Below are 22,191 nucleotides of genomic sequence, written 5' to 3'. Positions count from 1 at the left end.
CTCGGCAATCTGGACGAATAGGCGGGAACGGTCGGTGCGAACCTTGTTCATTTAGGCCGCAACGCGGTGCAACAAAGTGATCACAGTCACAGTTAACGACGCCATTGCCAACGTTGCATTTCGTCTATCCCCGTATGCATGGCCTATGCGGCCGGGATACATGCTGCTAAATGGGCGGACATACCCATTTCAGACAGCTCGATCCTTCGTGATAGCCAAGCCCCCCCGTTCCGCCATCACCGCCTGGTTCCGCGACGACCGTTTGCGCCGGCTGTTCGGCAATGCCGGCATCCTGCTGGGCGGCAAGACCGTCAACGCCATCGCCGGTTTGGCCGGTCTGGCCATCGCCGCGCGCGCGCTGGGCGTGGAACAGTTCGGCATCCTGGTGCTGATCCACACCTTCACCCAGGCCATCGGCGAGATCGCCAAGTTTCAGAGCTGGCAGGCGGTGCTGCGCTATGGCACCCCTGCGCTGAACGAGGGGCGGATCGGCGATTTCCAGCGCCTGCTGCGCTTCACGGCCTATCTGGACGGATGGAGTGCCATTGCCGGCACCTTCCTGTCAGTGGCGGTGGCCTGGGCACTGGGTCCTTCTTTCGACTGGCCGGCGGAATTGATGCCGGCGGCGCTGATCTATGTGACGTCGGTGCTGTTCATGGTGCAGGCCACGCCCACCGGCATCCTGCGCCTGATCGACCGGTTCGACATCTTGTCGGTGCAAAGCACGCTGGGGGCCATCATCCGTATGGTGGGGGGCGGCATTGCCTGGATCATGGGGGGCGGCATCGTCGCCTTCCTGGTGGCCTGGTACATCGCCACGGCCATCGCCGGCATCTATCTGATCGCCAAGGGCTGGTCGGAATTGCGCAAGCGCGGCCTGCTGGAGGGCTATCGCTGGCGGGGCGACGGCACACCCATGACCCATGGATTCGATGGGGTCTGGGGCTTCGTCTGGTCCACCAACCTCTCCTCCACCCTGGAACTGGCCTATACCCATATCGGCACGCTGGCCGTGGGCTGGATGCTGGGCCCGCGGGAGGCGGCTTTGTTCCGCATCGCCCGCCAGCTGGGGGAGGCGCTGGCCAAGCCGGCCAAGCTGCTGATCCCCGCCATCTATCCTGAACTGTCCCGCATGATCGAGGCGCGGCGCTTCGGGGAGATGCGGTCGCTGATCGAGCGCTCGGTTCTGCTGGCCGGTGCCGGCGCCCTGCTGGCCCTGGTCATCTGCTGGGGCATCGGGGAGATCGGCCTGCGCCTGATCGTGGGACCGGAATTCGTGCCTGCCTATCCGGTGATGATGTGGCTGGTGGCCGCCGCCGTGGTCGGCATCTGGTCCTTCCCGCTGGAGCCGGTGATGGTGTCGGCCGGCGAGGCGCACAAGGCGCTGGTGGTGCGGCTATGGACCACGGCCATCTATATTCCCGTGCTTCTGGCCTGCATCCACTGGTTCGGCTTGATCGGTGCCGGCTGGGCCCGCATGTTCTCCGCATTGCTGGTGCTGGTGGCGTTCGCGGTGCCGGTGGTGCGCTGGTTCCGCCACCGGCTGGCGGAGGAACGGGACAGGGCATGAGGGTCGGTTTCCTCTATAACAGCCAGAACCATCAGATCCTGCATTCCCTGCCCACGGCGCTGGAACTGTCGATCCTGCGCCCCGACTGGCAGGTGGAGGTGCTGGCCCCGTCCCAGGCCCATCTGGATTATATCGCACAGTTCATCGACCTTTATCCCGGCGCCCGCATCGCCATGCGCCTGCTGCGTCAGCCATTGGCCGTCGATGCTTTCCGCTATTTCCGCCCGCTGCCGGTGCCGCCCAAGGTCTGGTCGCTTTTGCACAACCGATCCTATCTGAACCGGTTCGACGCGTTGGTGACGACGGAGAAGACCAGCCTGTGGATGCGCCGCTTCGGGGTCACTCACCCCAAGCTGGTCAATACCGAGCACGGGGCAGGCGACCGGGACGTAACCTTCGACCCAAGGGTGGCCAGGTTCGATTTCAACCTGATCCCCAGTCCGAAGACGGTCCGCCGGCTGCTGGCGGAAGGATATCTGACGCCCGGCCGCTACGCGCTCGCCGCCTATGCCAAGTTCGATGCCGTGCAGCGGATGGCGGTGACCCGGCCGCCCCTGTTCGCCAATGGCCGCCCCACCGTGCTTTACAATCCGCATTTCGAGCCGGCGCTGTCATCCTGGCCCGCGCTGGGGATGAAGGTGTTGGAGGTGATGGCGGCGCAGGACCGCTTCAACCTGATCTTCGCCCCGCATATGCGCCTGTTCGAACCGGTGACGCTGGCCCGGCAGATGGGATTCGACCGGTTCCAGGGGCTGGAGCATCTGCGTATCGACCTGGGGTCCGATGCCAGTTGCGACATGACCTATACGCTGGGTGCTGATCTGTATCTCGGCGATGTCAGCAGTCAGGTCTATGAGTTCCTGCGGCGGCCGCGGCCCTGCGTATTCCTGAATGCGCATGACGTCGTCTGGTGCGACAATGCGAACTACCGGTTCTGGACATTGGGGCCGGTGCTGAGCGCGGCGGATGTGGCGACGCTTCCCGACCGGCTGGCCGACGCCATCGCCCGTCATGGGGAATGGCGCACGGCCCAGGAGACAGCGTTCGCCGCCAATTTCGACCTATCCATCCCTGACCCCGGCCGGCACAATGCGCAGCTGCTGGCGGACTGGCTTTCCAGGGTCAATTAACACCCGGCAGGGTAGCCCCGACATCCGTGCCGATTGCCCGAACGGCCCCGCTCTGGTATGAGGCCGGCTGGCACGCGCCTTCATCCACCGGGGGCGCGCGGCTGTCCGTTTGCGCGTTGAACAGCCTTCAAGCCTTGTTTTCAAGTCTCTCTGTCCGGAACAGTACGCCATGGTCAGCCCCACCCCTTCTAAGCATGCGCTTGCCTCCCGCCTGGCGGATTTCGCCACGGTGCCGGAAGCGATCGAATACGCATCCCGCGGGGAGACCGGCCTGAATTTCTATTCCGGCAAGGGCGAGCTGACCGAGGCGCTGCCCTATGCTCGGATGTATGAGCAGGGCATCGCGCTGGCCCGGCGCATGCTGGCCAAGGGGCTGGTCAAGGGTGACCGCGTCGCCATCATCGCGGAGAGCGACGGCGACTTCATGCGCGCCTTCACGGCCTGCCAGTTCGCGGGCCTGGTGCCGGCGCCGCTGCCGCTGCCGGCGGCGTTCGGTGGCAAGGACGCCTATATCGACCATATCCGCCGCATGATGCAGGGCGCGTCGGCATCGGCCGTCGTTTCCCCCGCGTCCCTGGCCGACTGGGTGGTGCTGGCCGCCGACGGGCTGGACCTGAAGGCCGTGGGCACGCTTGCCGTGTTCGATGATGTCGATGGCAGCGGTATCGAACTGCCGGCCGTGGGGCCGGACGATCTCTGCTACCTGCAATTCTCGTCGGGTTCCACGCGCTTCCCGCTGGGCGTGGCGGTGACGCAGAAGGCGCTGATGGCCAATGCCCATGCCATCACCCATCACGGACTGAAGATCACCGCGGCCGACCGCTGTGTTTCCTGGCTGCCGCTCTATCATGACATGGGGCTGGTCGGCTTCCTGCTGACCCCGCTGGTCTGCCAGGTCTCTATCGATTATCTGCCCACGCGCGAATTCGCCCGCCGGCCGCTGTTGTGGCTGAGCATCATCTCCCGCAATGGCGGCACGCTCTCCTACAGCCCCAGCTTCGGGTATGAGCTGGCGGCGCGCCGGGCAGAGACGGCATCGACCGACGGCATCGACCTTTCGACCTGGCGCGGGGCCGGCATCGGTGGCGACATGGTGCGTCCGCGTGTGCTGCGCAAGTTCGCCGAAACCTTCGCTGCGCGCGGCTTCAACGCTGGGGCCCTGGTGCCGTCCTATGGCATGGCCGAGGCTTCGCTGGCCCTGTCCTTCGCACCGCTGGGCGCGGGGCTGGTTACCGACCTTGTCGATCTGGACAAGCTGGAGAACGAGGCCATTGCCGCCCCACCGGGACCGGATACGGAGCGGGAGCGCGAGTTCGTGCTGAACGGCCCCGTGCTGCCCGGCCATGCGCTGGAAGTGCGCGATCCCAATGGCAAGATCCTGTCCGGCAAGCAGGTGGGCCGCATCTTCGCGCGCGGCCCCTCCCTGATGCGGGAATATTTCAACCGGCCGGAGGATACCGAGGCCGTTCTGTCGGCCGATGGTTGGCTGGATACCGGCGACCTGGGCTATATCTGCGACGGGCAGATCGTCATCACCGGCCGCGCCAAGGACCTGATCCTGGTCAATGGCCGCAATATCTGGCCGCAGGATCTGGAATGGTCGGCCGAACATGCGGTCGAGTCCCTGCGCTCGGGCGACGTGGTCTCCTTCTCCATCGATGGCGATGGCGGGGAGCAGGTCATCGTCCTGGTCCAGTGCCGCCCCACGCAGGAGGAGGCGCGCGCAGCACTTGCCGCCCAGGTGCAGGGCGTGCTGCGCGCCGCCCATGGGCTGGAGGTTAAGGTGGTGCTGGTGCCCACCCATTCGCTGCCCCAGACCTCGTCGGGCAAGCTGTCCCGAACCAAGGCCAAGCAGATGCTGCTGGCTGGCGAGTTCGGTGCCAACGCCACCCTGTCCGCCTGAGATGGCTATCGCCGCCATCACCGGTGGCACCGGCTTTCTGGGCCGCTATGTCGTCGCAGCACTGCATCGCGCCGGTTTTTCCGTGCGCATGCTGGTCCGCCAGGACCCGGTGCACCCGCTGCTGGCCGATCTGCGACCGGAACTGGTACCGGGCGACCTGCGCGATGACGCGGCGCTGGCAAGGCTGGTCACCGGTGCTGATGTCGTCATCCATGCCGCCGGCCTGATCAAGGCGCGTGATCGTGCCGGCTTCTACGCGGTGAATGAGGGCGGGTCGGCCGCCGTCGGGCGCGCGGTGGCGGCACATGCGCCCCAGGCCCGGTTGCTGGTCGTCTCCAGCCAGGCCGCGACCCAGCCGCATCTGTCGCACTATGCGGCGAGCAAGCGTGCGGGGGAGGTGGCGGCGATCAAAGCCTATGGCGGCGATGATTGGGTCGTCGTTCGCCCGCCCGCCATCTATGGCCCTTGGGACCGGGAAACCCTGTCTTTGTTCAAGGCGGCAAGCGGTCCCGTCGTGCCGGTCCTGGGCGGGCGCGACGCGCGGCTGGCCATGGTGCAGGTGGCCGACGCGGCCGATGCCATCGCCGCCCTGGCCGCCCCCGGCGGGCCCGGCGGACAGGAATATGCCCTGTGTGATGGTGTCGCAGGGGGGTATGACTGGACGACGATTCTGGATTGCGCCGCCGGGGCGGTTGGTCGACGGGCGATGCGCCTGCCTGTACCGACGCCGCTGCTGCGCGTCATCGGTCTGGGCGGCAGCATCCAGGCCGCTGTGACCCGCAAACCCGTCATGCTGACCCTGCCCAAGACCCGCGAAATCACCCATTCCGACTGGTCCGTCGCGTCGCAGCAAATGCCTCCTGAATCGCTCTGGAAACCGCGTGTCGGGCTGGAGAAGGGCTTCGCGGATGCGGCAAAATGGTATCGGGAGCATCGCTGGATATAGCGATTTGAACGAAGTTCGCTGCAAACTGTTGCGGAATTGCCCGGCGGTGTGTCATCTGTCACAGGTGTTCCATGCATTGTGTGGTTTGTTCTTGCATCCGTGAGCGTTGCAATTACCTTACCGGAAAGTGACGCTTTTTAGGACATTGCCGGGGGGCACCGGCATGTTCGCCACTGCAACAACCTTGCTACGATAGATTACCGGGGCGCTTTATGACTGCCGACGTCAACGACATCGTCGAAACCATCATCGCAGCCCTGGTCAAGACCTTGCCAACGCCGGTCACCGTCACGACGGAGACCAGCATCACACGGGATCTCGGCCTGGATAGCCTGGCTGTCATGGATTTCGTGATGGTGCTCGAGGATAAGTTCGACGTCTCGATCCCGATGGAGCGGATCGCTGAGGTCGAAACCATCGGCGACCTGGCCAGGACCATATCGGAACTCCGGGGGCACGCCTGAGACATGACGATCCTTGCCAAGTACACCAAGCTCCGCGAGCATTATCACCGGATCGCCGGCGCTGGCCGTGATCCTTTCACGGTCAAGTTCGACAGCATGCTCTCCCCCACGGAAGGCATCCTGAACGGCCGTCGCACCATTCTGCTCGGCACCAACAATTATCTGGGCCTGACCTTCGACCAGAGCTGCATTGATGCGGGCGTCAATGCGCTGAAGTCGTTCGGCACGGGCACCACCGGGTCACGCATTGCCAATGGCAGCTATGATGGCCATGCGGCACTGGAGCGGGAACTGGCGGCCTTCTACGGCCGTGAGAACTGCATGGTCTTCACGACCGGCTATCAGGCGAACCTGGGCATCATCTCCACGCTGGTCGGCAAGGATGACCTGCTGTTCCTGGACAGCGACAGCCATGCCAGCATCTATGACGCCGCGAAGATGACGCCGGCCCAGGTCATCCGGTTCCGTCACAACGACCCGGAAGACCTGAACAAGCGCCTGCGCCGCGTGGCCGACCATCCCGGCAACAAGCTGGTGGTGGTGGAAGGCATCTATTCGATGCTGGGCGATGTGGCGCCCTTGAAGGAATTCGCCCAGGTCAAGCGCGAGAATGGTGTCTACCTGCTGGTGGACGAGGCCCATTCCATGGGTGTGCTGGGTGATACCGGCCGTGGTCTGGCGCAGGAAGTGGGTGTCGAGGATGATGTCGATTTCATCGTCGGCACCTTCTCCAAGAGCCTGGGTGCCGTCGGCGGTTTCTGCGTCTCCGACCTGCCGGATTTCGACGTGATGCGCGTGGCCTGCCGCCCCTACATGTTCACGGCCTCGCTGCCGCCGTCGGTCATCGCCACAGCGCTGCAGTCGCTGGTGCGGTTGCAGGAGGAGCCCGGCCTGCGCACCAAGCTACGGGCCAATTCCGAACGGCTGTATCACGGCCTGCGCAACCTGGGCTTCCAGGTTGGTCCCGACGTGAACCCGATCGTGGCCGTGTCGCTGCCATCCGTGGAGATGGCGATCACCTTCTGGAACCGTCTGCTGGAAGAGGGTCTGTACCTGAACCTCGCCTTGCCGCCGGCCACGCCCAACAGTCAGTCCCTGCTGCGCACCAGCATCAGCGCCGCCCACACGACCAAGCAGATCGACACCGCGATCGAACTGTTCGCCAAGGTGGCCCGTCAGCTGGGCGTGCAGCCGGCCCTGGTGCAGACCGCCGCCGAATAAGCCTAGTTCGTTCATGCATTGAAAACCCCGCGGACGCCGAAAGGTTCCCGCGGGGTTTTTGTTTTTGGGCCAGTGGCGTGCAATTCCGTTCCGGCTTATAGTGCTTGATAGGTAGGAGCAGGAACATGGCGCGCCCATCCCGCAAGTCGGAAACCCCGGAAGACAGCATGCAACTGCGGCTGGACAGTCGCACGCGTGGTTTGCTGGAGCGTGCGGCTGCCTATCGCGACCAGTCGCTGCCGGCCTATATCCTGGATCAGGCGGTACGAGCCGCCGTACGGGAGATCGAGAGCCGGGAACATATCGTTCTGGCGGATGCGGACTGGCAGGCGCTGACTGACGCCCTGGCGTCCCCGCCGGCCCCGTCGTCCGCGTTGCTTGCCCTGGCCAATCGGCATCGGGTGGGCGGTGACGGCTGAACGGATGGTTCTGCCCCTGGCCTCCCATCACGACCGGCTGGGCTTTTCCTGCGGTGTCGCTGCCCTTGACGACTATCTGCGCAAACAGGCTTCTCAGGATGTCCGCCGCCGCGTCGCCCGTGTCTATGTTGCCGCCTCCGGTGATGATGCGCGGATTGCCGGCTTTTTCACCTTGGGTGCGGCCTCCTTCGGTCGCGAAGTGCTGCCAGATGCTCAGGCGCGCCGCCTGCCGGCCTATCCCATCCCGGCGGCCTTGATCGGACGGCTGGCGGTGGATAAGGCGTTCCGGGGACAGGGCGTGGGCGGCCTGTTGCTGCTGACGGCGTTTCGGTTGGCTGTGCGGACCACTGATCTGATGGCTGTCCACGCAATCATGGTCGATGCCAAGGATGAAGCCGCTATCGGTTTCTATCAGCGCTACGGCTTCACACCCTTTCCATCAACGCCCAACCGTTTGTTCATCCCCGTCGAGACGGTGATCCGCGCCGGGATTTAACCGCCACAGCGTCGCCAGCCAATCCTGCCGGTGCCGGGCCAGCCCCTCCGGCCGGCGCCACTCGGCTTCCAGCTGGAACCCGGCACCTCGCACCGCCGCCTTCCAACTCTGGGGACGGCGGAATGCCAGGTGGCGGCCATCGTGCGCGATGCCCTCCATCCCGTCGCCCGTCGGATCGCAAGCATAGAATATCCCGCGCGGGCGCAGCCAGCCGCGCAGCCGGTCCAGGATGAAGGGCAGGGCGGGGCTGGGCAGATGGAAGAACAGGTGATGCGCCCAGATGCCGTCGAAGGCGGCTTTACCCCAGGGGGCAGTTGCACCTGACAGCAAGTCCAGCCCATGCACGGGACAGCCCGTGCGATCCGCCGCGATGGTGGCCAGCGGTGCCGCGCCATCGGCCCCCACCACCCGGCAGCCGGCATCGCGGAATCCCGCCATGTCGCGTCCGGCGCCGCAGCCCAGGTCCAGGATGTCGGGCGCTGCCTGCCCGATGGTGGCAATGAACCGGTCGCGGGCGCCGGCGCTGTCATGGTCGGCCAGCAGACCGGCATAAAGCGCGGCATGCGCGCTGTAATGGGCGAGTGTGGAATTCCCCGCCCGGCCCCTCACCGTATCGCCCCCATGCGCCTCAGCTTCCACAGGATGCCGGGGGCGGACAGGATGGGGTGGCGCCGCTGCCAGGAGGTCAGCTCCAGGCGCACGCCGGAATGGCGGTGCAGCTTCCACAGCAGGTAATCCACCCCGCCGGTGAAGGTGAAAGCCGCCTTCACCAGCCGAGCAATGTTCAGCGCCTTGCCGAACCGGCGACGCCAGCCCCAGGCCGCCGCTCCCCGCGCCCGTTCCGCCGGCGACAGCAGCGGCCGGTGCTGATCACCGGGCCGATCTTCGAACGGGATGCGCGCCGCTGCCCAGGCCGGCACCAGCAGGGCGGCATACCGGTCGGCGGCATGGTCCACCAGGCTGACCCCGCGCGACGTCTTCTCCACGCGCAGTTCGGCGCTGTAGGTCGCCTTGAAAAGCGCCTCCCAGTAATCGCGCGCCGTGCCCGTCTCCGGTCCCAGCAGCGCCGCCCAGCGCGCCGCCGACGCGACGGCCTGCGCCACGGCATCCAGCGCCTGTCCGCGCGCCGCACCGTCGCGGGCGAAGGCCAGCAGCACCGGCTGGGCGAAGCGGGCCCAGATGGTGGTATCCAGCCGGTCGAACCGCGTGCGCTGGGCGAACTGATCGCTGCCCATTATCGCCACCTTGGCGCGCAGCGTGTGGCCCTGCCAGGGCAGTTCCCAATATTCCACCGTGGGCGGCAGCAGGCGGGTGGCCAGCGCCAGCGACCGGCTGTCGCGCCAGCGGACCAGATCATCCACCAGCACATAGAAATCCAGCACCCCCTCCACATCGCCCGACCGCAGGTTGGACCCGTAGAACAGCACGGCGGACACCGTGCCGCCGCCATGATCGACGAGTGCGGCCACCATGGCGGCGGCCGGCGGTGGCAGGTCGGTCCTCCATTCGGTGCTAAGAAGGTCGGTGAGGGGGCTGGCGGTCACGGGATGATGAAATCGACGCTGTCGGAGGCCGACAGAATGACACGGCCGGCCGGATACGTCTCCCCATCCATGATCAGCGGGCGGGTCAGATGCAACTCGATCCGGTCCGCCCCGCCGGAACGATAGGCACCGGAGGTCCGCATGGCGTCGCTGGGATTTCCCTTCAGCAGCCGCGGTATTGCGGCCAGCAATCCGGGCGGGTTGGCCCCCAGATCCAGATAGCGCAGCCGTCCTTCCCCATGGTCCCAGAAAGGCCAGATCCCCATGATCAGCCGATGCAGGGTGGTGGCCAGGAACAGGAAGCGATGGCCTTCCTGCGGCGCTGCATCGTCGATGCCCACGCCACAGGGCTCTCCGGCCAGCCAGCCATGCTGGTCCTTGCCGATCAGTGCCCGGCCCAGCACACCGGCCATGGTGATGGCGACGGCCAGCTCCTGGGTGAAGCCTGCCTTGTGGACATGGCTGTTGGCCAGGTCGGTGCCGCGGGTAAAGGCACCGACGCCCATGAACATGCCACGCACATCGGCATGTTCGCCGTCGGGCCAATGCAGGGTCAGTACAGGCCGGCGGCTGATGCGCCCGCCCAACCGGCCCTGCCGCGCCTCGCCCATCAACCGGGCCAGACCCTGCCGGCCCCGACCGGGCGTGCCCACGTCGGCGGCGATCAGGTTGGTCTTGCCCGACGCCAGAATCGACAGCAGCGGCGGTCGATCCTCATAGACGAAGGGCAGGGCAGTCAGCACGTCGCTCACGGTGCCGTCGCCGCCATCAATGCATAGCACATCCACCCCGTCATCGCGGAAATCGGCCAGGATTTCGCGCAACTCCAGGGGGGTCGCGGGCTCGGCGAAGTAGAAGCCCAGCAGGGAGGCGGCCTGTGCCGCCTTGTCGCCACCCACCCCTTTGTTGCGCTGACTCATGGGGTTACGGATCAGTCCCAGACGCGCCATGATGGATCAGGAGGCCAAGTGCGAAACGATAGGGCCCTTCTTGGCCGCCTGATGCGCCTGGACGATCTGCGCCATATGCACGGCGAAGCAGGCCACGATCCAGAAGATCACCAGCGCCATGCCGATATCCGGACGCCCCAGCAGGGTGGCCAGGGTCAGGATCACCAGATTGGGGTTGCGCCGCGCGGTGATCAGCCGGAAGAAGCCGTCGAACGGCCGCCAGGTATGCATGTCGATCTTGAACTTCCGGATGAAATAGCCTTCCTGCAGGCGCTGGGAGACATAGCCCGTCCAGATGACGATCAGCGCGAAGGCCTCTCCCCCCGGCATGGCGAATCCAGCCGCCGGCAGACCCGCGACCCAGGCCCACCACCAAAACGGCGGGTGCACCAGATCGATGCCATGGTCAAAGATATTGCCCCATTTGCTGCTGGTCAGGGTGACGCGGGCCAGCTTGCCGTCCACCGTGTCCAGGAAGGTCATCACCCAACCGCAGGCCAGGCCCGGCAGATAGTGGCCCTGTGCGAACAGCCACAGGGCCAGCAGCATCAGCACCGCGCCGATGCCGGTCACCATGTTGGGCGTCATGCCGATGACGGCGCAGGCCTTGGTGACGTGCCGGGCCGGCAGGGGCCAGACATATTTGGTAATGACGTCCGTCACACCCTTGTAGCTGCCGGCGAACATCCGCTGTTCGATCCGGGGCAGCGCCTCCGGCGTCAGGCGCAGCAGGAACGGCACCTCGCGCTTGCGCAGCGCGTGGTTATAGGAGGAGGAAAGCTCGTCCGGCTCCAGCACGCGCAGCCGGGCCGACAGGCCGCCGGGCACGATTCGGCTGCTGGACAGCATTTCCGCCGCTTCCGCCGCGTCGTTCGCCGTCACATGCGCCGCCACCGGCTCCCTATTGCGGGCATCGACCAGGATGGTGCCCGGCCGCTTGGCCAGATCGCGCACCAGCACCTCGTCGAACACCCAGTCGGTGCGCAGCAGCAATTGTGCGTGGCCGCTATCCAGCCCGTCCCAGGCCCGCACATCCTTCACGCCGTTGCGCACGCATTGGCGGCGCAGGCGCTCGGCGGAGGTCATGCCCCAGAGGCGGACGGGATTGTCGCCGATGGTGGCAGCCATCGGCATTGTGGTCTCAGCGGAGGGATTGTCGGCGGACAAGGTCTTGAACCATGGTCAGGGGAGATTCCTGAACGACTTCATACATCCAGACGCGGCCTTTGCCTATGGGCCGCGCGGCATTGTAGGTTGGCGTCCATGCAGCCCTTCCGCTTCGCCCATCTGTCCGATCCGCACCTGCCGTTGGCGCCTGACCGGCCCCGGGGCCTTGAATGGCTGTCGAAACGCACGCTCAGCTATCAGTCCTGGCAGCGCAAGCGCCGCCATGCCCATACGCCCGCCATGCTGGCCGCCATCGTCGCGGACATAAGGTCGCAAGGCGTGGACCATTGGGCCGTGACCGGCGACATCGCCAACATCTCCCTGCCGGGGGAGTTCCAGCGGGGGGCCGACTGGCTGCGGTCCATCGGGCCGGGCCGGGGCGTCAGCTATGTGCCCGGCAACCATGACGCCATGGTGCCGGTTCCCTTCGACCAGGGCCTAGGCCTGTGGGCTGACTACATGACCGGCGACGGTCTGGCAGCGGTCGCCTTCCCCTATCTGCGCCAGCGCGGGCCGGTGGCCTTCATCGGCGCCAATTCCGGGGTGCCCACCGCACCGCTGCTGGCCCAGGGGCATCTGGGGACCGAACAGATCGAACGGCTGGGCGACATGCTGTCCGATGCCGGGCGACGCGGGCTGTTCCGGGTGCTGATGGTGCATCATCCCGTGGCCGACGGTGTGGTTTCCAACCGCAAGGGCCTGACCGACCGCAAGGCGCTGCGCGCCCTGCTGGCAAGGACGGGGGCGGAGATGCTGCTGCACGGCCATGCCCACCATGCCGACCTGTCGATGATCAGGGGACCGCTGGGCCCGATCCCCAGCCTGACGGCGCCGTCGGCCTCGGCCATCGGCTATCGCCATGACATGCCGGCCCGCTGGCACCTTGTGACGGTGGACACAGACGGGCCCGATTGGCGCGTGCAGGTGGAGGTGCGCGGCGTCGAACGCCGCGATGCGCCCGTCACGGCGCTGGGTGGCTGGTCCCTGCGGCTGCCGGGTACCGGTGCTGGATGAATCGGCTACGTTTGAGCGTTCGTTGCCACATCCGGCGTTAATCTCTAAAGTGGACGCTTGCCCGCATGCCTGTCCCCGAGTTCCGCCTGCCATGACCATACCCAACGCCACCATGCTGAAATTCGGCCATCCGGCCAGTGTCGTGGCGGAGACCGCGTTCTGGTCCGTGCAGGTGCGGCCGCACCAGCCGGCGCTGGGCGCCCTGGTGCTGGTCTGTAAAGAGCCGGCAACGGCTTTCGGCCAGTTAAGCCCGGCCGCCTTCGCGGAACTGCAGACCGTCGTGGCCAGGGTGGAGACGGTGCTGACCCGCTTCACCGCCTATCAGAAAATCAACTATCTGATGCTGATGATGGTGGACCCCGACGTGCATTTCCACGTTATCCCCCGGTATGAGGGTGTTCGCGACTTTGCGGGGCTCAGCTTCGCCGATGCCGGGTGGCCCGGTCCGCCGGCGCTGGGTCAGGCCGTGGCGCTGGATGCTGCGACACTGGCCGCCCTGGTCGCCGACCTGAAGGCCATCTGGATGGATGCGACGTGACCGGTTCCCCCCTTCCGGCTGAACAGCCGGGCCCGCTGCATTCAACGCAGCGGATCGACCGCTATATCCTGATTGAGACGCTGAAGCCGCTGTTCGCGTCGCTGGCCGTGGTGCTGGTGGCGCTGCTGATGGAACGGCTGTTGCGCCTGTTCGACCTGCTGGCCAACCATGGCGGGCCGTTCAACATGGTGATGTGGCTGGTCGCCAATCTGGTGCCGCATTATCTCGGTCTGGCCCTGCCCGCCGCCTTCTTCATCTCCATGTTCATTATCGTCGCCCGCATGGGGGAGGATAATGAGCTGGACGCGCTGCAATCGGCTGGCCTGTCCGTGCCGCGCATCGCCCGGTCCTTCCTGGCCTTGGGCGTGGCGCTGATGGTATTTTCCATCCTGCTGTTCGGCTATCTCCAACCCTATGGCCGCTATGGCTACAGCGCTATCTATCACATGGTGGTCAATGCCGCCTGGGATGCGACGGTGCCGCAGGGCACCTTCGTGGATGCCGGCGAAGGCGTCACCATCTCCGCCGACATCGTGGACATTACCGGCCGCCGGCTGGAGAAAGTGTTCGTGCAGCAGGAACGCGACAATGGCGAGAAATGGGTGACGACATCAGCCACCGGCGCCCTTGCCGCCACAGAGGACCGGCAGCGCGTGCTGCTGACCCTGCATGACGGTGTGCAGGTGCGCGTGCTGCCCGATGGCCGTCGGCAGGTGATGGAATTCGGGGAGTTGACGCTGGACAAGCCGTTCCAGCTGGTCACCGAACCGTTCCGCGACCGTGGTGGCAGCGAGCGCGAACTGACCCTGCATGAGCTGTGGACGGAAATGCAGGACCCGACATCGATCGTGCCGCACACAAGGCTGGAATCGGAATTTCATGCGCGGCTGGCCCGGTCGCTGTCGCTGCCGCTGCTGCCGCTGCTGGCTGTGCCCATGGGCATGGCGGCCAAGCGAGCGCGGCGCGGGCAGGGCATCGCGCTGGCCACCCTGATCCTGATCCTCTATCACCATTTGATCCAGCTGGGTGAAAGCCTGGGTGATGTCGGGCGCCTGTCGCCCATGATCGGCATCTGGGTGCCGTTCGGGCTGTTCTGCCTGCTGTGCGGCTGGCTGTTCCATCGTGCCGACGTGCGGCCGGGGGAGAACCCGTTCGCGGCCATGTTCGATGCCATCGACACGGTTGGCGCCATGATCGCCAAGCTGTTCAAGCGCAAGAAGAAGGCGGGGGGTGCCAAGTCATGAACCGCAGCACCATCACCCGCTACCTGACCCGCACCTTCCTGGTCCGTGTGCTGTCGGTACTGTTTGCCTTGTCGGCGTTATTGCAGTTGCTGGATCTGCTGGACGCCGCCTCTACCGTGCTTGAACGCGGATTGGGCGGCGGTGGGCTGATCTATTACACCATCATCCGCCTGCCCATGGTGGTGGAGCGGGTGGTGCCGCTGGCGGTGCTGATCGGCTCCCTCTCCACCCTTTGGACGTTCGCATCCACGAACGAGATCGTGGCCATGCGGTCGGTGGGCATGACGCCGTACCAGATCATGGGGGCGCTGCTGCCAGCGGCGCTGGTGGTCGCCATCGGCCATTTCCTGCTGTCCGACCAGGTGGCGCCGCGGGCCGAACGCGCCTTCGTCAGCTGGTGGGCCGCCACCGACAATGTAGCCGACAACCCCGATGACGACAGTCCGGACAAGCCCGTCTGGTTCCGTCTGGGCGACAACGTGGTCCGCATCGCCAGCATCTCCGACGATGGCCGGAAAATCACCGGGTTGGAAATGGTCAGCCGTGACGCGACGGGAAAGGCCACCGCCCTGATGTCGGCCGCGCGCGGGGAGCACGGGCCCGATGGTTGGCGCCTGTTCGATGTCAACCGCACCCGCATCGGCGATCCGGTACGCACCACGCATGAGGACAGCACACTGTGGCGCGAGGACCTGTCGCCCAACAACATGGTCGACCTGCGCAAGCCGATGGAAAACATCTCCTTTCACCGGCTGCTGCGCATCGTGCGGGGCACCTGGGCCGGTGGTGGCAGTCCGGCCTTCTATGCCACCCGCCTGCATTCCACCTATGCCGCTCCGTTGGCATCGCTGGTCATGCTGCTGCTGGCGGCCCCCGTGGCGCATGGCATGCGCCGGCGCGGCGGGGCGATGGGCAGCCTGGCGCTGGGCACTGTGATCGGCTTGGTCTTCCTGCTGTCAGCAGGCATCCTGGGCTCGATGGGCCAAGCCGGCGTGCTGCCGCCGGTCGTGGCGGTTTGGGCGCCGCTGATCTTCTTCGCCGCCATCGGCGGGGCGATCATGGTCTATGTTGAAGGATAGGCGGTACGGCGTCGCAATGCCGCATCGCCCTTGATGCCGGCCCTTACGGGGCCTAATTTGACGGCACGATGATACTGGCCTGTGGCTGGTACTGATTTTGGAAAGGGTAGGGGCATGTGGGGCGATGCCTGGAGCGGCCGCAGCTATGACCTCGGCAAGATGAACCTGCGGGAACTGGCGTTTGCCTATTCCACGTATCCGGCGATCCAGGCCTACGCGGCGCTGGCGGCGATCTCTGCCGTCTTCGCGCTGATCTGGACGGAGAATTGGGGCCGGATGGCGGTGATCGTGCTGGTCGCCTCCTTCATCTACCCGCTGGCCTGGTACCTGATCCACCGCTACATCCTGCATGGCCGCTGGCTCTACCGGATGAAATGGTCGGCGGCCCTGTGGAAGCGCATCCATTTCGACCATCACCAGGACCCGCACAAGCTGGAGGTGCTGTTTGGCAGCCTGGCCAACACCTTGCCCACCATCGCCCTGGTCACCGTCCCCGTCGGCTGGTCCATCGATGGCCAGGCAGGCGCGGCCACGGCGCTGGCCACCGGGCTGGTCACCACCTGCATCTATGAGTTCTTCCACTGCATCCAGCACCTGAACTACAAGCCGCGCTGGGCCTGGGTGGCGCGCATCAAGCAGCTGCACCTCTACCATCACTTCCATAATGAGGATGGGAATTACGGCATCATCTCCTATGGTCCCGACATGCTGCTGGGCACCTTTTACGGTGAGGCCAAGCAGAAGCCGCGCAGCCCGACGGTGTTCAACCTGGGCTATGACGTGGAGGAGGCGAAGCGTTATCCCTGGGTGATGGAACTGACCGGCGCCCCGCCGCGCGACCGGCCGCCGCGTCCGCCGGCATCGGGCAACAGCGATGGCGTGAAGGCCGCATCTTGACCGCCCGCCAGGGCGGGGACGCCGGCATCCGTATTGAACAGGTGGAACCCGGCTCCAAGGGCGTGGACCGGTTCATCGCCCTGCCATACCGCCTGCATGAGGGCGACCCCAACTGGGTCCCGCCCTTGTATATGGAGCGGCAGGAGACGCTGTCGCCCAAGCTGAACCCCTATTTCCAGCATGCCGAGGTCATGTTCTTCCTGGCCCTGCGCGGGGAGACGGTGGTGGGCCGCATCTCCGCCCAGATCGACCGCGCCGGGCTGCATATCCGCAAGGATGCCACGGGCCATTTCGGCCTGCTGGCGGTTGAGGATGACCAGGCGGTGGTGGACGCGCTGTTCGCCGCAGCAGCCGACTGGCTGCGTGCGCGGGGCATGGTCCATATGGTCGGCCCCTTCAACCTGTCGATCAATGAGGAGACGGGGCTGCTGGTCGATGGCTGGGACCGCCCGCCCATGCTGCTGATGGGCCATGACCGCCCCTATCTGGGGCCGCGGATCGAGGCGGCGGGCCTGACCAAGGCCAAGGATATCTACGCCTATCTCTATGACATCCAGCACGACCTGCCCAAGGCGGTGCGTCAGATCATCGACCGGCCGCTGCCGGCCACCTTGACCCTGCGCATGCTGGACATGAAGCGGTACGAGCAGGATCTGGAGAGCATCACCTCCATCTTCAACAATGCCTGGTCCGGCAACTGGGGCTTCGTGCCCCTGTCGGAGGCCGAGACCAAGCAGATGGCCAAGTCGCTGAAGCTGCTGATCAATCCCAAGCTGGCCTGGATCGCGGAGGTGAATGGCACCCCCGTTGCCTTCGGCGTCTGTCTGCCCAATCTGAATGAGGCGATTGCCGATCTGGGCGGCAAGCTGCTGCCCTTCGGCCTGATCAAGATGCTGTGGCGGCTGAAGGTGAAGGGCGTGAAGACGGCGCGTGTGCCCCTGATGGGGGTGCGGCGTGACGTGGGCGGCTGGATGCAGGCCGTCCTGCCCTTCCTGATCGTCGATAGCATGCGTCGCGAGGCCAGACAGCTGGGTTATGAATGGATCGAGCTGTCCTGGATTCTGGAGGACAATCTGCCCATGCGCCGCATCATCGAGGCGGTGGGCACCTCCCGCTACAAGACCTATCGCCTGTACGGCAAACCGCTGTGAGTGCGATGACGACCCTGGTCCTGGCGGGATCGCGCGGGCCCGACGATCCGGTGGCCAAGCTGATGGGCGTCAGCCACAAGGCGTTCGCCCCCATCGCTGGCGTGCCCATGCTGGTGCGCGTGGTGCGCGCCCTGATCGCGTCGCCGTCGGTGGGGATCATCCATATCGCCATCGAGCGGCCGGAGCTGGTGGCGGATCATCCGGAACTGGGCCTGTTGCTGGCCGGCGGACGTCTGGCCCTGCTGCCGGCGGAAGGCAGCCCCAGCCGTACCGTGTCGGCGGCATTGGCGGCGCTGGGCACGCCGCTGTTCGTGACCACGGCCGACCATGCGCTGCTGTGTCCGGAATGGGTCGATCATTTCCTGTCGCACCTGCCGGACGGGTCGGATGTCTGCGTCGGCCTGGCGCGGGACAGCGTCATCCAGGCGGCGGTACCGGAGACCAAGCGCACCTATCTGCGCTTCGCCGACGGGGCCTTTTCCGGTTGCAACCTGTTTGCCTTCCGCACGCCGGCATCGGAAGGCGTGGCCCGCATCTGGCGGCAGGTGGAGGCCCAGCGCAAGCATCCGCTGCGCATGATCCGCCTGCTGGGCCCGCTGTCGATCCTGAAATTCATCACCGGCCGCCTGACCGTGGCCGGTGCGCTTGACCGGCTGGGCCGCATTACCGGGGCGAAGGCCGCCATGGTCGAGATGCCCTTCGGCCTTGCCGCCGTCGATGTCGACAAGGCGGCGGATGTGGAACTGGCGGAGCGGTTGCTCTCCTGATCATACCCAGGCGGCACTGGTCGCCACGGGATTGCTGATCAAGCCTTCCACCACCGACAGGCCCTTTTCCAGCTGACAGGCATGGTCCACGCCCATCAGGCAGATGCGCACGGCGTTCTGCACTTCGCCCTTGCCCAGGCCGAACCCGTCGGCCGACGTGATCTTCACCCCGCGTTCCAGCGCGCCGCGCACCAGTTCCTCCCGCCGCACATTGTCAGGCAATGGCAGCCACAGATGGGTAACGGCGGGGTCGGAACCGGTGAGGTCCAGCCCCGACAGGGCGGCACGGGCCAGGGCCTGGCGTTCGGCCACCAGCAGGCGGCGGCGATGGGCGATGCGCCCGGCTTCCCCGCTGTCGATCAGTTCGGCCGCGATCACCGTGCCCATATGGGCCGGGGCCAGCACCGTGGCGCGCAGGATGGTGGCCAGCCGGTCGAACAAGGGCCGGGGCCCGACGACATAGCCGGTGCGCAGGCCGGGGAACAGCGATTTGGACAGGCTGGAAATATAGAGCGTCACGTCCGGCCCCAGGCTGGCCAGAGTGGGCGGTGCCGGCTGCTTCAGGAAGCCGTAGACATCATCCTCGATCAGCATCAGCCCGATGCGCCGCGCCACGTCGACCAGCGCCCGGCGCCGTTCCAGCGACAGGGTCACCGTGGTGGGGTTCTGCAAGGTCGGCATGCAATAGAGCGCGTGTGCGCCATGCGCGCGCGCCGCCTGTTCCACCGCGTCGGGCAGCAATCCGTCGGCATCCATGGAAACCGGCACCAGCCGCAGGCCCAGATGCAGCGCCACGGCCCGCAGGCCGGGATAGGTCAATTGTTCGACCAGCAGCGTGTCGCCTGGCCGGGTCACGGCGGACAGGGCCGTCAGCATGGCGCCCTGGCCGCCCACGGCCAGCAGCACCTGTTCTGGCGCCACATGCATGTTGGCGCTGTCAGCCAGCCAGTCGGCAATGGCGGCGCGCAGGCGCGGATGGCCCAGCGGCGTCTGATAGGACATCAGCGCCACCAGGTCCGGGCGAAGCGCCACGGCCTGGGTTGCGGCGGACAGCGCCTGGGCGTCGGGCCACAGCGCGGTCGCGTTCACCGACAGGTCGATCAGCCCGACATTGACATCCATCAGGCTGCCGCCGGCTTCCACCACCGGTTCCGTCAGCCGCCGCGGGTCGCGCACGAAGGTGCCGCGCCCCACCTCGCCGCCGATCAGGCCCTGGCGCTCGGCCTCCTGATAGGCCCGCGTGATGGTGCCGACGGTGACCTTCAGGTCCCAGGCCAGGTCACGATGGGTCGGCAGGCGGGTGCCGGGCGGCAGGGTGCCGTTGGCGATATCCTCCGCCAGCGCCGCCGCGATGGCGCGGTACAGCGGTCCGGGACGGCTGGCGATGGCGGGCTGCCAGCGGACGGTGGCGGGCTGGTTCATGGCGCATCCCTCCGTGGCGGAAATTGTCCCCCATTGTCGCATGGGTGTCAGGAACAATCCGCACATTGACGCTTGATTGTCTCCACAATATCCAGAAGAGGCGGCTGGCTCAACCCGGCAAAAATGCGAAGCAGGGTGACAATTACCGCAACTCGACGGTGACAATATGGATTGTCACCCTTCCCATGGAGGGCGCGATGGATAACAGCCTGACCGAAATCCTGTTGGCCTTGGCCGCCTATTGCATCGTCACCTCCGTCACGCCCGGCCCCAACAACATGATCGTGGCCGCATCCGGCGCCACCTTCGGCTTCCGCCGCACCGTGCCCAACATGCTGGGGATCGTCGTCGGCTTCGGTTCCCTGCTGCTGCTGGCCGGCGTGGGGGGAGAGGCGTTGATGCATGCGGTGCCGGTGTTGGAACCGGTGCTGAAATATGCCGGCGTGGCCTATATGCTGTATCTGGCCTTCAAGATCGGCACGGCGGGCCGGCCGGAAGCGGGATCGCGAGCCAAGCCGCTGACCTTCATGCAGGCTGCTGCCTTCCAGTTCATCAATCCCAAGGGCCTGGCCATGGCCTTGTCGGTGCATGCCATCTATCGCATGCCGCAGCTGGGCGAATGGGGCAGCATCCTGACCATCACGGCCGTCTTCCTGCTGCTGGGCATGCCCTGGACCCTGCTCTGGGTGCTGTTCGGCCAGGCCATGGGCAACTGGCTGCGCGATGACCGCCGCCTGCGCCTGTTCAACGGCTTTCTGGGCTTGGCCACTGCGGCGAGTGCGCTGCTGTTGCTGCTGTGATCTTGTTATGGGTACAATTTCGGCATTGAGCCCTCATTGTCCTGATTGTACCTAATGATTGTGCTGCTTGCTTGCGGCGTTGCCCTTTCTGACAGGGACAATCATGGACGAGCTTGCCCTGATCCGCGATGCGGACAATCGCGCCGCCGCCTATCTGGCAGGCGTGGCCGATCGCCGGGTGTTTCCCGATGCCGATGCGCTGGCGGCCCTCTGGGCCTTCCAGGAACCCATGCCACGCCATGGGCGTCCGGCGGCGGAGACGCTGGACTTGCTGGACCGGATCGGCACGCCCGCCACGGTCACCAGCAATGGCCCGAACTATTTCGGCTTCGTCATCGGTGGCGCCCTGCCGGCTGCGGCGGCAGCCGAACGGTTGATGCTGGCCTGGGATCAGTGCGCATCCTCCTTCGACAATTCACCCGTGGCGGCGACGCTGGAGAAGCTGGCGGGGCAATGGCTGCTGGAAGCACTCGACCTGCCGCGTGATGCCGCTGTGGGTTTCGGCACCTCTGCTACGGCCTGCGGCCTCGCCTGTATCGCGGCGGCACGGCGGTCGCTGTTGGCGCACAAGGGCTGGGATGTCGACCGGCAGGGACTGGCCGGATCGCCGACCGTGCGGGTGGTGGTGTCGGAGACGGTGCATGTCACGGTGCGCAAGGCCCTGCGCATCCTGGGCTTCGGCCTGGACAATCTGGTCATCGCCACCACCGATGATCATGGCCGCGTCGATCCCGCCCGTCTGCCGCCGCTGGACGACATGACCATCCTCTGCCTGCAGGCCGGCGAGGTGAATATGGGTGAATTCGACCCGTTCATCCCGCTGATCCAGGCTGCCCGTGCGGCCGGGGCCTGGGTGCATGTCGATGGCGCCTTCGGCCTCTGGGCCCGCCTGTCATTGGACGCCGTGCGCCTGACGGCCGGGCTGGACGGTGCGGACAGTTGGACCACCGACGGGCATAAATGGCTGAACACGCCCTATGACGGGGCCATCGCCATCTGCCGCGACGCGCGTGCCCTGGCCGATGCCATGAACAGCGACGCCGCCTATGCCGCCGCCGATCCGTTCGCACAGAAGAACCTGACTTTGGAATTCTCCCGCCGGGCACGCGGCGTTCCCATATGGGCGGCGCTGCGTACGCTGGGTGTGGATGGGATCGCCGCCATGGTGGACCGCCACCGCGCTCTGGCCCGTCGTCTGGCCGATGGCCTGCGCGCCACGGGTTTCGAGGTGCTGAACCGTGTCGTCCTGAACCAGGTGCTGATCCGGCTGGAGGGGGATGAGGATGGCGCCCGTCTGACCCGCATCCGGAAGGCCGCCGAAGCATCCGGCGAACTCTGGTTCGGCCCCACTGTCTGGCGCGGCCGGCCTGCCGCCCGCCTGTCCATTTCAAGCTGGCGCACGGGGGAGGCGGAGATCGATCGCGCCATCGCCGTGCTGGCCAGCCTGCGCGAAACCGTCTGACCCTTCG

At 66.2% G+C, this 22,191-nt stretch carries 22 protein-coding genes; 17 read left to right on the top strand and 5 right to left on the bottom strand.

What is annotated here, in order from left to right; genetic code table 11:
• Window positions 1-208: 208 nt before the first annotated feature.
• The 8 genes from AC1Q7F_RS07305 to AC1Q7F_RS07270 all read left to right on the top strand — a co-directional run bounded on the left by AC1Q7F_RS07305 (window position 209) and on the right by AC1Q7F_RS07270 (window position 8,149).
• Window positions 209-1,570, top strand: coding sequence for a lipopolysaccharide biosynthesis protein (locus AC1Q7F_RS07305; RefSeq protein WP_492505274.1), 1,362 nt, complete (start codon window positions 209-211; stop codon window positions 1,568-1,570).
• Complete coding sequence (locus AC1Q7F_RS07300) at window positions 1,567-2,700, top strand: CDP-glycerol glycerophosphotransferase family protein (RefSeq protein WP_492505272.1); 1,134 nt, start codon at window positions 1,567-1,569, stop codon at window positions 2,698-2,700. The genes AC1Q7F_RS07305 and AC1Q7F_RS07300 overlap by 4 nt, the downstream gene beginning before the upstream one ends.
• Before the next feature lie 169 nt (window positions 2,701-2,869).
• The gene (locus AC1Q7F_RS07295) at window positions 2,870-4,603 is read left to right on the top strand and encodes a fatty acyl-AMP ligase (RefSeq protein ID WP_492505271.1); all 1,734 of its coding nucleotides are present in this window, start codon (window positions 2,870-2,872) and stop codon (window positions 4,601-4,603) included.
• A gap of 1 nt (window position 4,604) precedes the next feature.
• A complete protein-coding gene (locus AC1Q7F_RS07290) occupies window positions 4,605-5,549 on the top strand; it encodes an NAD-dependent epimerase/dehydratase family protein (protein ID WP_492505269.1) in 945 nt (314 codons plus the stop codon).
• 212 nt (window positions 5,550-5,761) lie between these two features.
• A complete protein-coding gene (locus tag AC1Q7F_RS07285) occupies window positions 5,762-6,013 on the top strand; it encodes an acyl carrier protein (protein ID WP_492505267.1) in 252 nt (83 codons plus the stop codon).
• Between the two features lie 3 nt (window positions 6,014-6,016).
• On the top strand, window positions 6,017-7,234 hold the full coding sequence (gene spt / locus AC1Q7F_RS07280) for a serine palmitoyltransferase (RefSeq protein ID WP_492505265.1): 1,218 nt from the start codon (window positions 6,017-6,019) through the stop codon (window positions 7,232-7,234).
• Between the two features lie 125 nt (window positions 7,235-7,359).
• Window positions 7,360-7,653 carry a type II toxin-antitoxin system TacA family antitoxin gene (locus AC1Q7F_RS07275; RefSeq protein WP_492505263.1) on the top strand — a complete coding sequence of 98 codons (294 nt, stop codon included), beginning with the start codon at window positions 7,360-7,362 and terminating at the stop codon, window positions 7,651-7,653.
• Window positions 7,654-7,657: 4 nt separating this feature from the next.
• Window positions 7,658-8,149 carry a GNAT family N-acetyltransferase gene (locus tag AC1Q7F_RS07270; protein WP_492505261.1) on the top strand — a complete coding sequence of 164 codons (492 nt, stop codon included), beginning with the start codon at window positions 7,658-7,660 and terminating at the stop codon, window positions 8,147-8,149.
• Here the strand turns inward: AC1Q7F_RS07270 and AC1Q7F_RS07265 are convergent.
• From AC1Q7F_RS07265 to AC1Q7F_RS07250, 4 genes are read right to left on the bottom strand one after another with little or no spacing between them, the layout of a single operon-like run.
• Window positions 8,093-8,758: a class I SAM-dependent methyltransferase gene (locus AC1Q7F_RS07265; protein WP_492505259.1), complete on the bottom strand. Its 666-nt coding sequence runs from the start codon at window positions 8,756-8,758 to the stop codon at window positions 8,093-8,095. The genes AC1Q7F_RS07270 and AC1Q7F_RS07265 overlap by 57 nt on opposite strands.
• The gene (locus tag AC1Q7F_RS07260; protein WP_492505257.1) at window positions 8,755-9,693 is read right to left on the bottom strand and encodes a hypothetical protein; all 939 of its coding nucleotides are present in this window, start codon (window positions 9,691-9,693) and stop codon (window positions 8,755-8,757) included. The genes AC1Q7F_RS07265 and AC1Q7F_RS07260 overlap by 4 nt, the downstream gene beginning before the upstream one ends.
• Window positions 9,690-10,643: a diacylglycerol/lipid kinase family protein gene (locus AC1Q7F_RS07255; protein WP_492505255.1), complete on the bottom strand. Its 954-nt coding sequence runs from the start codon at window positions 10,641-10,643 to the stop codon at window positions 9,690-9,692. The genes AC1Q7F_RS07260 and AC1Q7F_RS07255 overlap by 4 nt, the downstream gene beginning before the upstream one ends.
• A gap of 6 nt (window positions 10,644-10,649) precedes the next feature.
• Window positions 10,650-11,777, bottom strand: a complete 1,128-nt coding sequence (locus tag AC1Q7F_RS07250; protein WP_492505253.1) for a CDP-alcohol phosphatidyltransferase family protein — start codon at window positions 11,775-11,777, stop codon at window positions 10,650-10,652.
• Between the two features lie 129 nt (window positions 11,778-11,906).
• On the opposite strand from AC1Q7F_RS07250, the gene AC1Q7F_RS07245 reads away from it, so the two are divergent.
• From AC1Q7F_RS07245 to AC1Q7F_RS07215, 7 genes are all read left to right on the top strand, one after another.
• Window positions 11,907-12,824 carry a metallophosphoesterase family protein gene (locus AC1Q7F_RS07245; protein WP_492505251.1) on the top strand — a complete coding sequence of 306 codons (918 nt, stop codon included), beginning with the start codon at window positions 11,907-11,909 and terminating at the stop codon, window positions 12,822-12,824.
• Between the two features lie 91 nt (window positions 12,825-12,915).
• The gene (locus AC1Q7F_RS07240; RefSeq protein ID WP_492505249.1) at window positions 12,916-13,362 is read left to right on the top strand and encodes an HIT family protein; all 447 of its coding nucleotides are present in this window, start codon (window positions 12,916-12,918) and stop codon (window positions 13,360-13,362) included.
• The gene (locus tag AC1Q7F_RS07235) at window positions 13,359-14,606 is read left to right on the top strand and encodes an LptF/LptG family permease (protein WP_492505247.1); all 1,248 of its coding nucleotides are present in this window, start codon (window positions 13,359-13,361) and stop codon (window positions 14,604-14,606) included. The genes AC1Q7F_RS07240 and AC1Q7F_RS07235 overlap by 4 nt, the downstream gene beginning before the upstream one ends.
• Window positions 14,603-15,685, top strand: coding sequence for an LPS export ABC transporter permease LptG (gene lptG / locus AC1Q7F_RS07230; protein WP_492505245.1), 1,083 nt, complete (start codon window positions 14,603-14,605; stop codon window positions 15,683-15,685). Before AC1Q7F_RS07235 ends, lptG begins: the two co-directional genes overlap by 4 nt.
• Before the next feature lie 114 nt (window positions 15,686-15,799).
• The gene (locus tag AC1Q7F_RS07225; protein WP_492505243.1) at window positions 15,800-16,582 is read left to right on the top strand and encodes a sterol desaturase family protein; all 783 of its coding nucleotides are present in this window, start codon (window positions 15,800-15,802) and stop codon (window positions 16,580-16,582) included.
• On the top strand, window positions 16,579-17,733 hold the full coding sequence (locus AC1Q7F_RS07220) for a dATP pyrophosphohydrolase (RefSeq protein WP_492505241.1): 1,155 nt from the start codon (window positions 16,579-16,581) through the stop codon (window positions 17,731-17,733). Before AC1Q7F_RS07225 ends, AC1Q7F_RS07220 begins: the two co-directional genes overlap by 4 nt.
• A gap of 5 nt (window positions 17,734-17,738) precedes the next feature.
• Window positions 17,739-18,500 (top strand): NTP transferase domain-containing protein, encoded by a 762-nt coding sequence (locus AC1Q7F_RS07215; RefSeq protein WP_492505239.1) that lies wholly within the window; start codon window positions 17,739-17,741, stop codon window positions 18,498-18,500.
• On the opposite strand, the gene AC1Q7F_RS07210 is transcribed toward AC1Q7F_RS07215, so the two are convergent.
• Complete coding sequence (locus AC1Q7F_RS07210) at window positions 18,501-19,922, bottom strand: aminotransferase-like domain-containing protein (protein ID WP_492505238.1); 1,422 nt, start codon at window positions 19,920-19,922, stop codon at window positions 18,501-18,503.
• Between the two features lie 197 nt (window positions 19,923-20,119).
• On the opposite strand from AC1Q7F_RS07210, the gene AC1Q7F_RS07205 reads away from it, so the two are divergent.
• Window positions 20,120-20,722 (top strand): LysE family translocator, encoded by a 603-nt coding sequence (locus AC1Q7F_RS07205; protein ID WP_492505235.1) that lies wholly within the window; start codon window positions 20,120-20,122, stop codon window positions 20,720-20,722.
• A 103-nt stretch (window positions 20,723-20,825) separates the two neighbouring features.
• Complete coding sequence (locus AC1Q7F_RS07200) at window positions 20,826-22,184, top strand: pyridoxal phosphate-dependent decarboxylase family protein (RefSeq protein ID WP_492505233.1); 1,359 nt, start codon at window positions 20,826-20,828, stop codon at window positions 22,182-22,184.
• Window positions 22,185-22,191 lie beyond the last annotated feature (7 nt).

It is taken from the genome of Niveispirillum sp. GW835-FHT14G11, assembly GCF_058793615.1.
Note: the sequence above shows the minus strand (reverse complement) of the source record. Positions and strands in the feature narration are given on the sequence as shown.

Bases quoted from the DNA above. Each gene is read 5' to 3' on its own strand.
- AC1Q7F_RS07255 (WP_492505255.1), bottom strand. From the start codon at position 10,643: ATGGCGCGTCTGGGACTGATCCGTAACCCCATGAGTCAGCGCAACAAA.
- AC1Q7F_RS07225 (WP_492505243.1), top strand. From the start codon at position 15,800: ATGTGGGGCGATGCCTGGAGCGGCCGCAGCTATGACCTCGGCAAGATG.
- AC1Q7F_RS07300 (WP_492505272.1), top strand. From the start codon at position 1,567: ATGAGGGTCGGTTTCCTCTATAACAGCCAGAACCATCAGATCCTGCAT.
- AC1Q7F_RS07205 (WP_492505235.1), top strand. From the start codon at position 20,120: ATGGATAACAGCCTGACCGAAATCCTGTTGGCCTTGGCCGCCTATTGC.
- AC1Q7F_RS07215 (WP_492505239.1), top strand. From the start codon at position 17,739: ATGACGACCCTGGTCCTGGCGGGATCGCGCGGGCCCGACGATCCGGTG.
- AC1Q7F_RS07290 (WP_492505269.1), top strand. From the start codon at position 4,605: ATGGCTATCGCCGCCATCACCGGTGGCACCGGCTTTCTGGGCCGCTAT.
- AC1Q7F_RS07275 (WP_492505263.1), top strand. From the start codon at position 7,360: ATGGCGCGCCCATCCCGCAAGTCGGAAACCCCGGAAGACAGCATGCAA.
- AC1Q7F_RS07295 (WP_492505271.1), top strand. From the start codon at position 2,870: ATGGTCAGCCCCACCCCTTCTAAGCATGCGCTTGCCTCCCGCCTGGCG.
- AC1Q7F_RS07270 (WP_492505261.1), top strand. From the start codon at position 7,658: ATGGTTCTGCCCCTGGCCTCCCATCACGACCGGCTGGGCTTTTCCTGC.
- spt (WP_492505265.1), top strand. From the start codon at position 6,017: ATGACGATCCTTGCCAAGTACACCAAGCTCCGCGAGCATTATCACCGG.
- AC1Q7F_RS07210 (WP_492505238.1), bottom strand. From the start codon at position 19,922: ATGAACCAGCCCGCCACCGTCCGCTGGCAGCCCGCCATCGCCAGCCGT.
- AC1Q7F_RS07285 (WP_492505267.1), top strand. From the start codon at position 5,762: ATGACTGCCGACGTCAACGACATCGTCGAAACCATCATCGCAGCCCTG.
- AC1Q7F_RS07240 (WP_492505249.1), top strand. From the start codon at position 12,916: ATGACCATACCCAACGCCACCATGCTGAAATTCGGCCATCCGGCCAGT.
- AC1Q7F_RS07200 (WP_492505233.1), top strand. From the start codon at position 20,826: ATGGACGAGCTTGCCCTGATCCGCGATGCGGACAATCGCGCCGCCGCC.
- lptG (WP_492505245.1), top strand. From the start codon at position 14,603: ATGAACCGCAGCACCATCACCCGCTACCTGACCCGCACCTTCCTGGTC.
- AC1Q7F_RS07250 (WP_492505253.1), bottom strand. From the start codon at position 11,777: ATGCCGATGGCTGCCACCATCGGCGACAATCCCGTCCGCCTCTGGGGC.
- AC1Q7F_RS07245 (WP_492505251.1), top strand. From the start codon at position 11,907: ATGCAGCCCTTCCGCTTCGCCCATCTGTCCGATCCGCACCTGCCGTTG.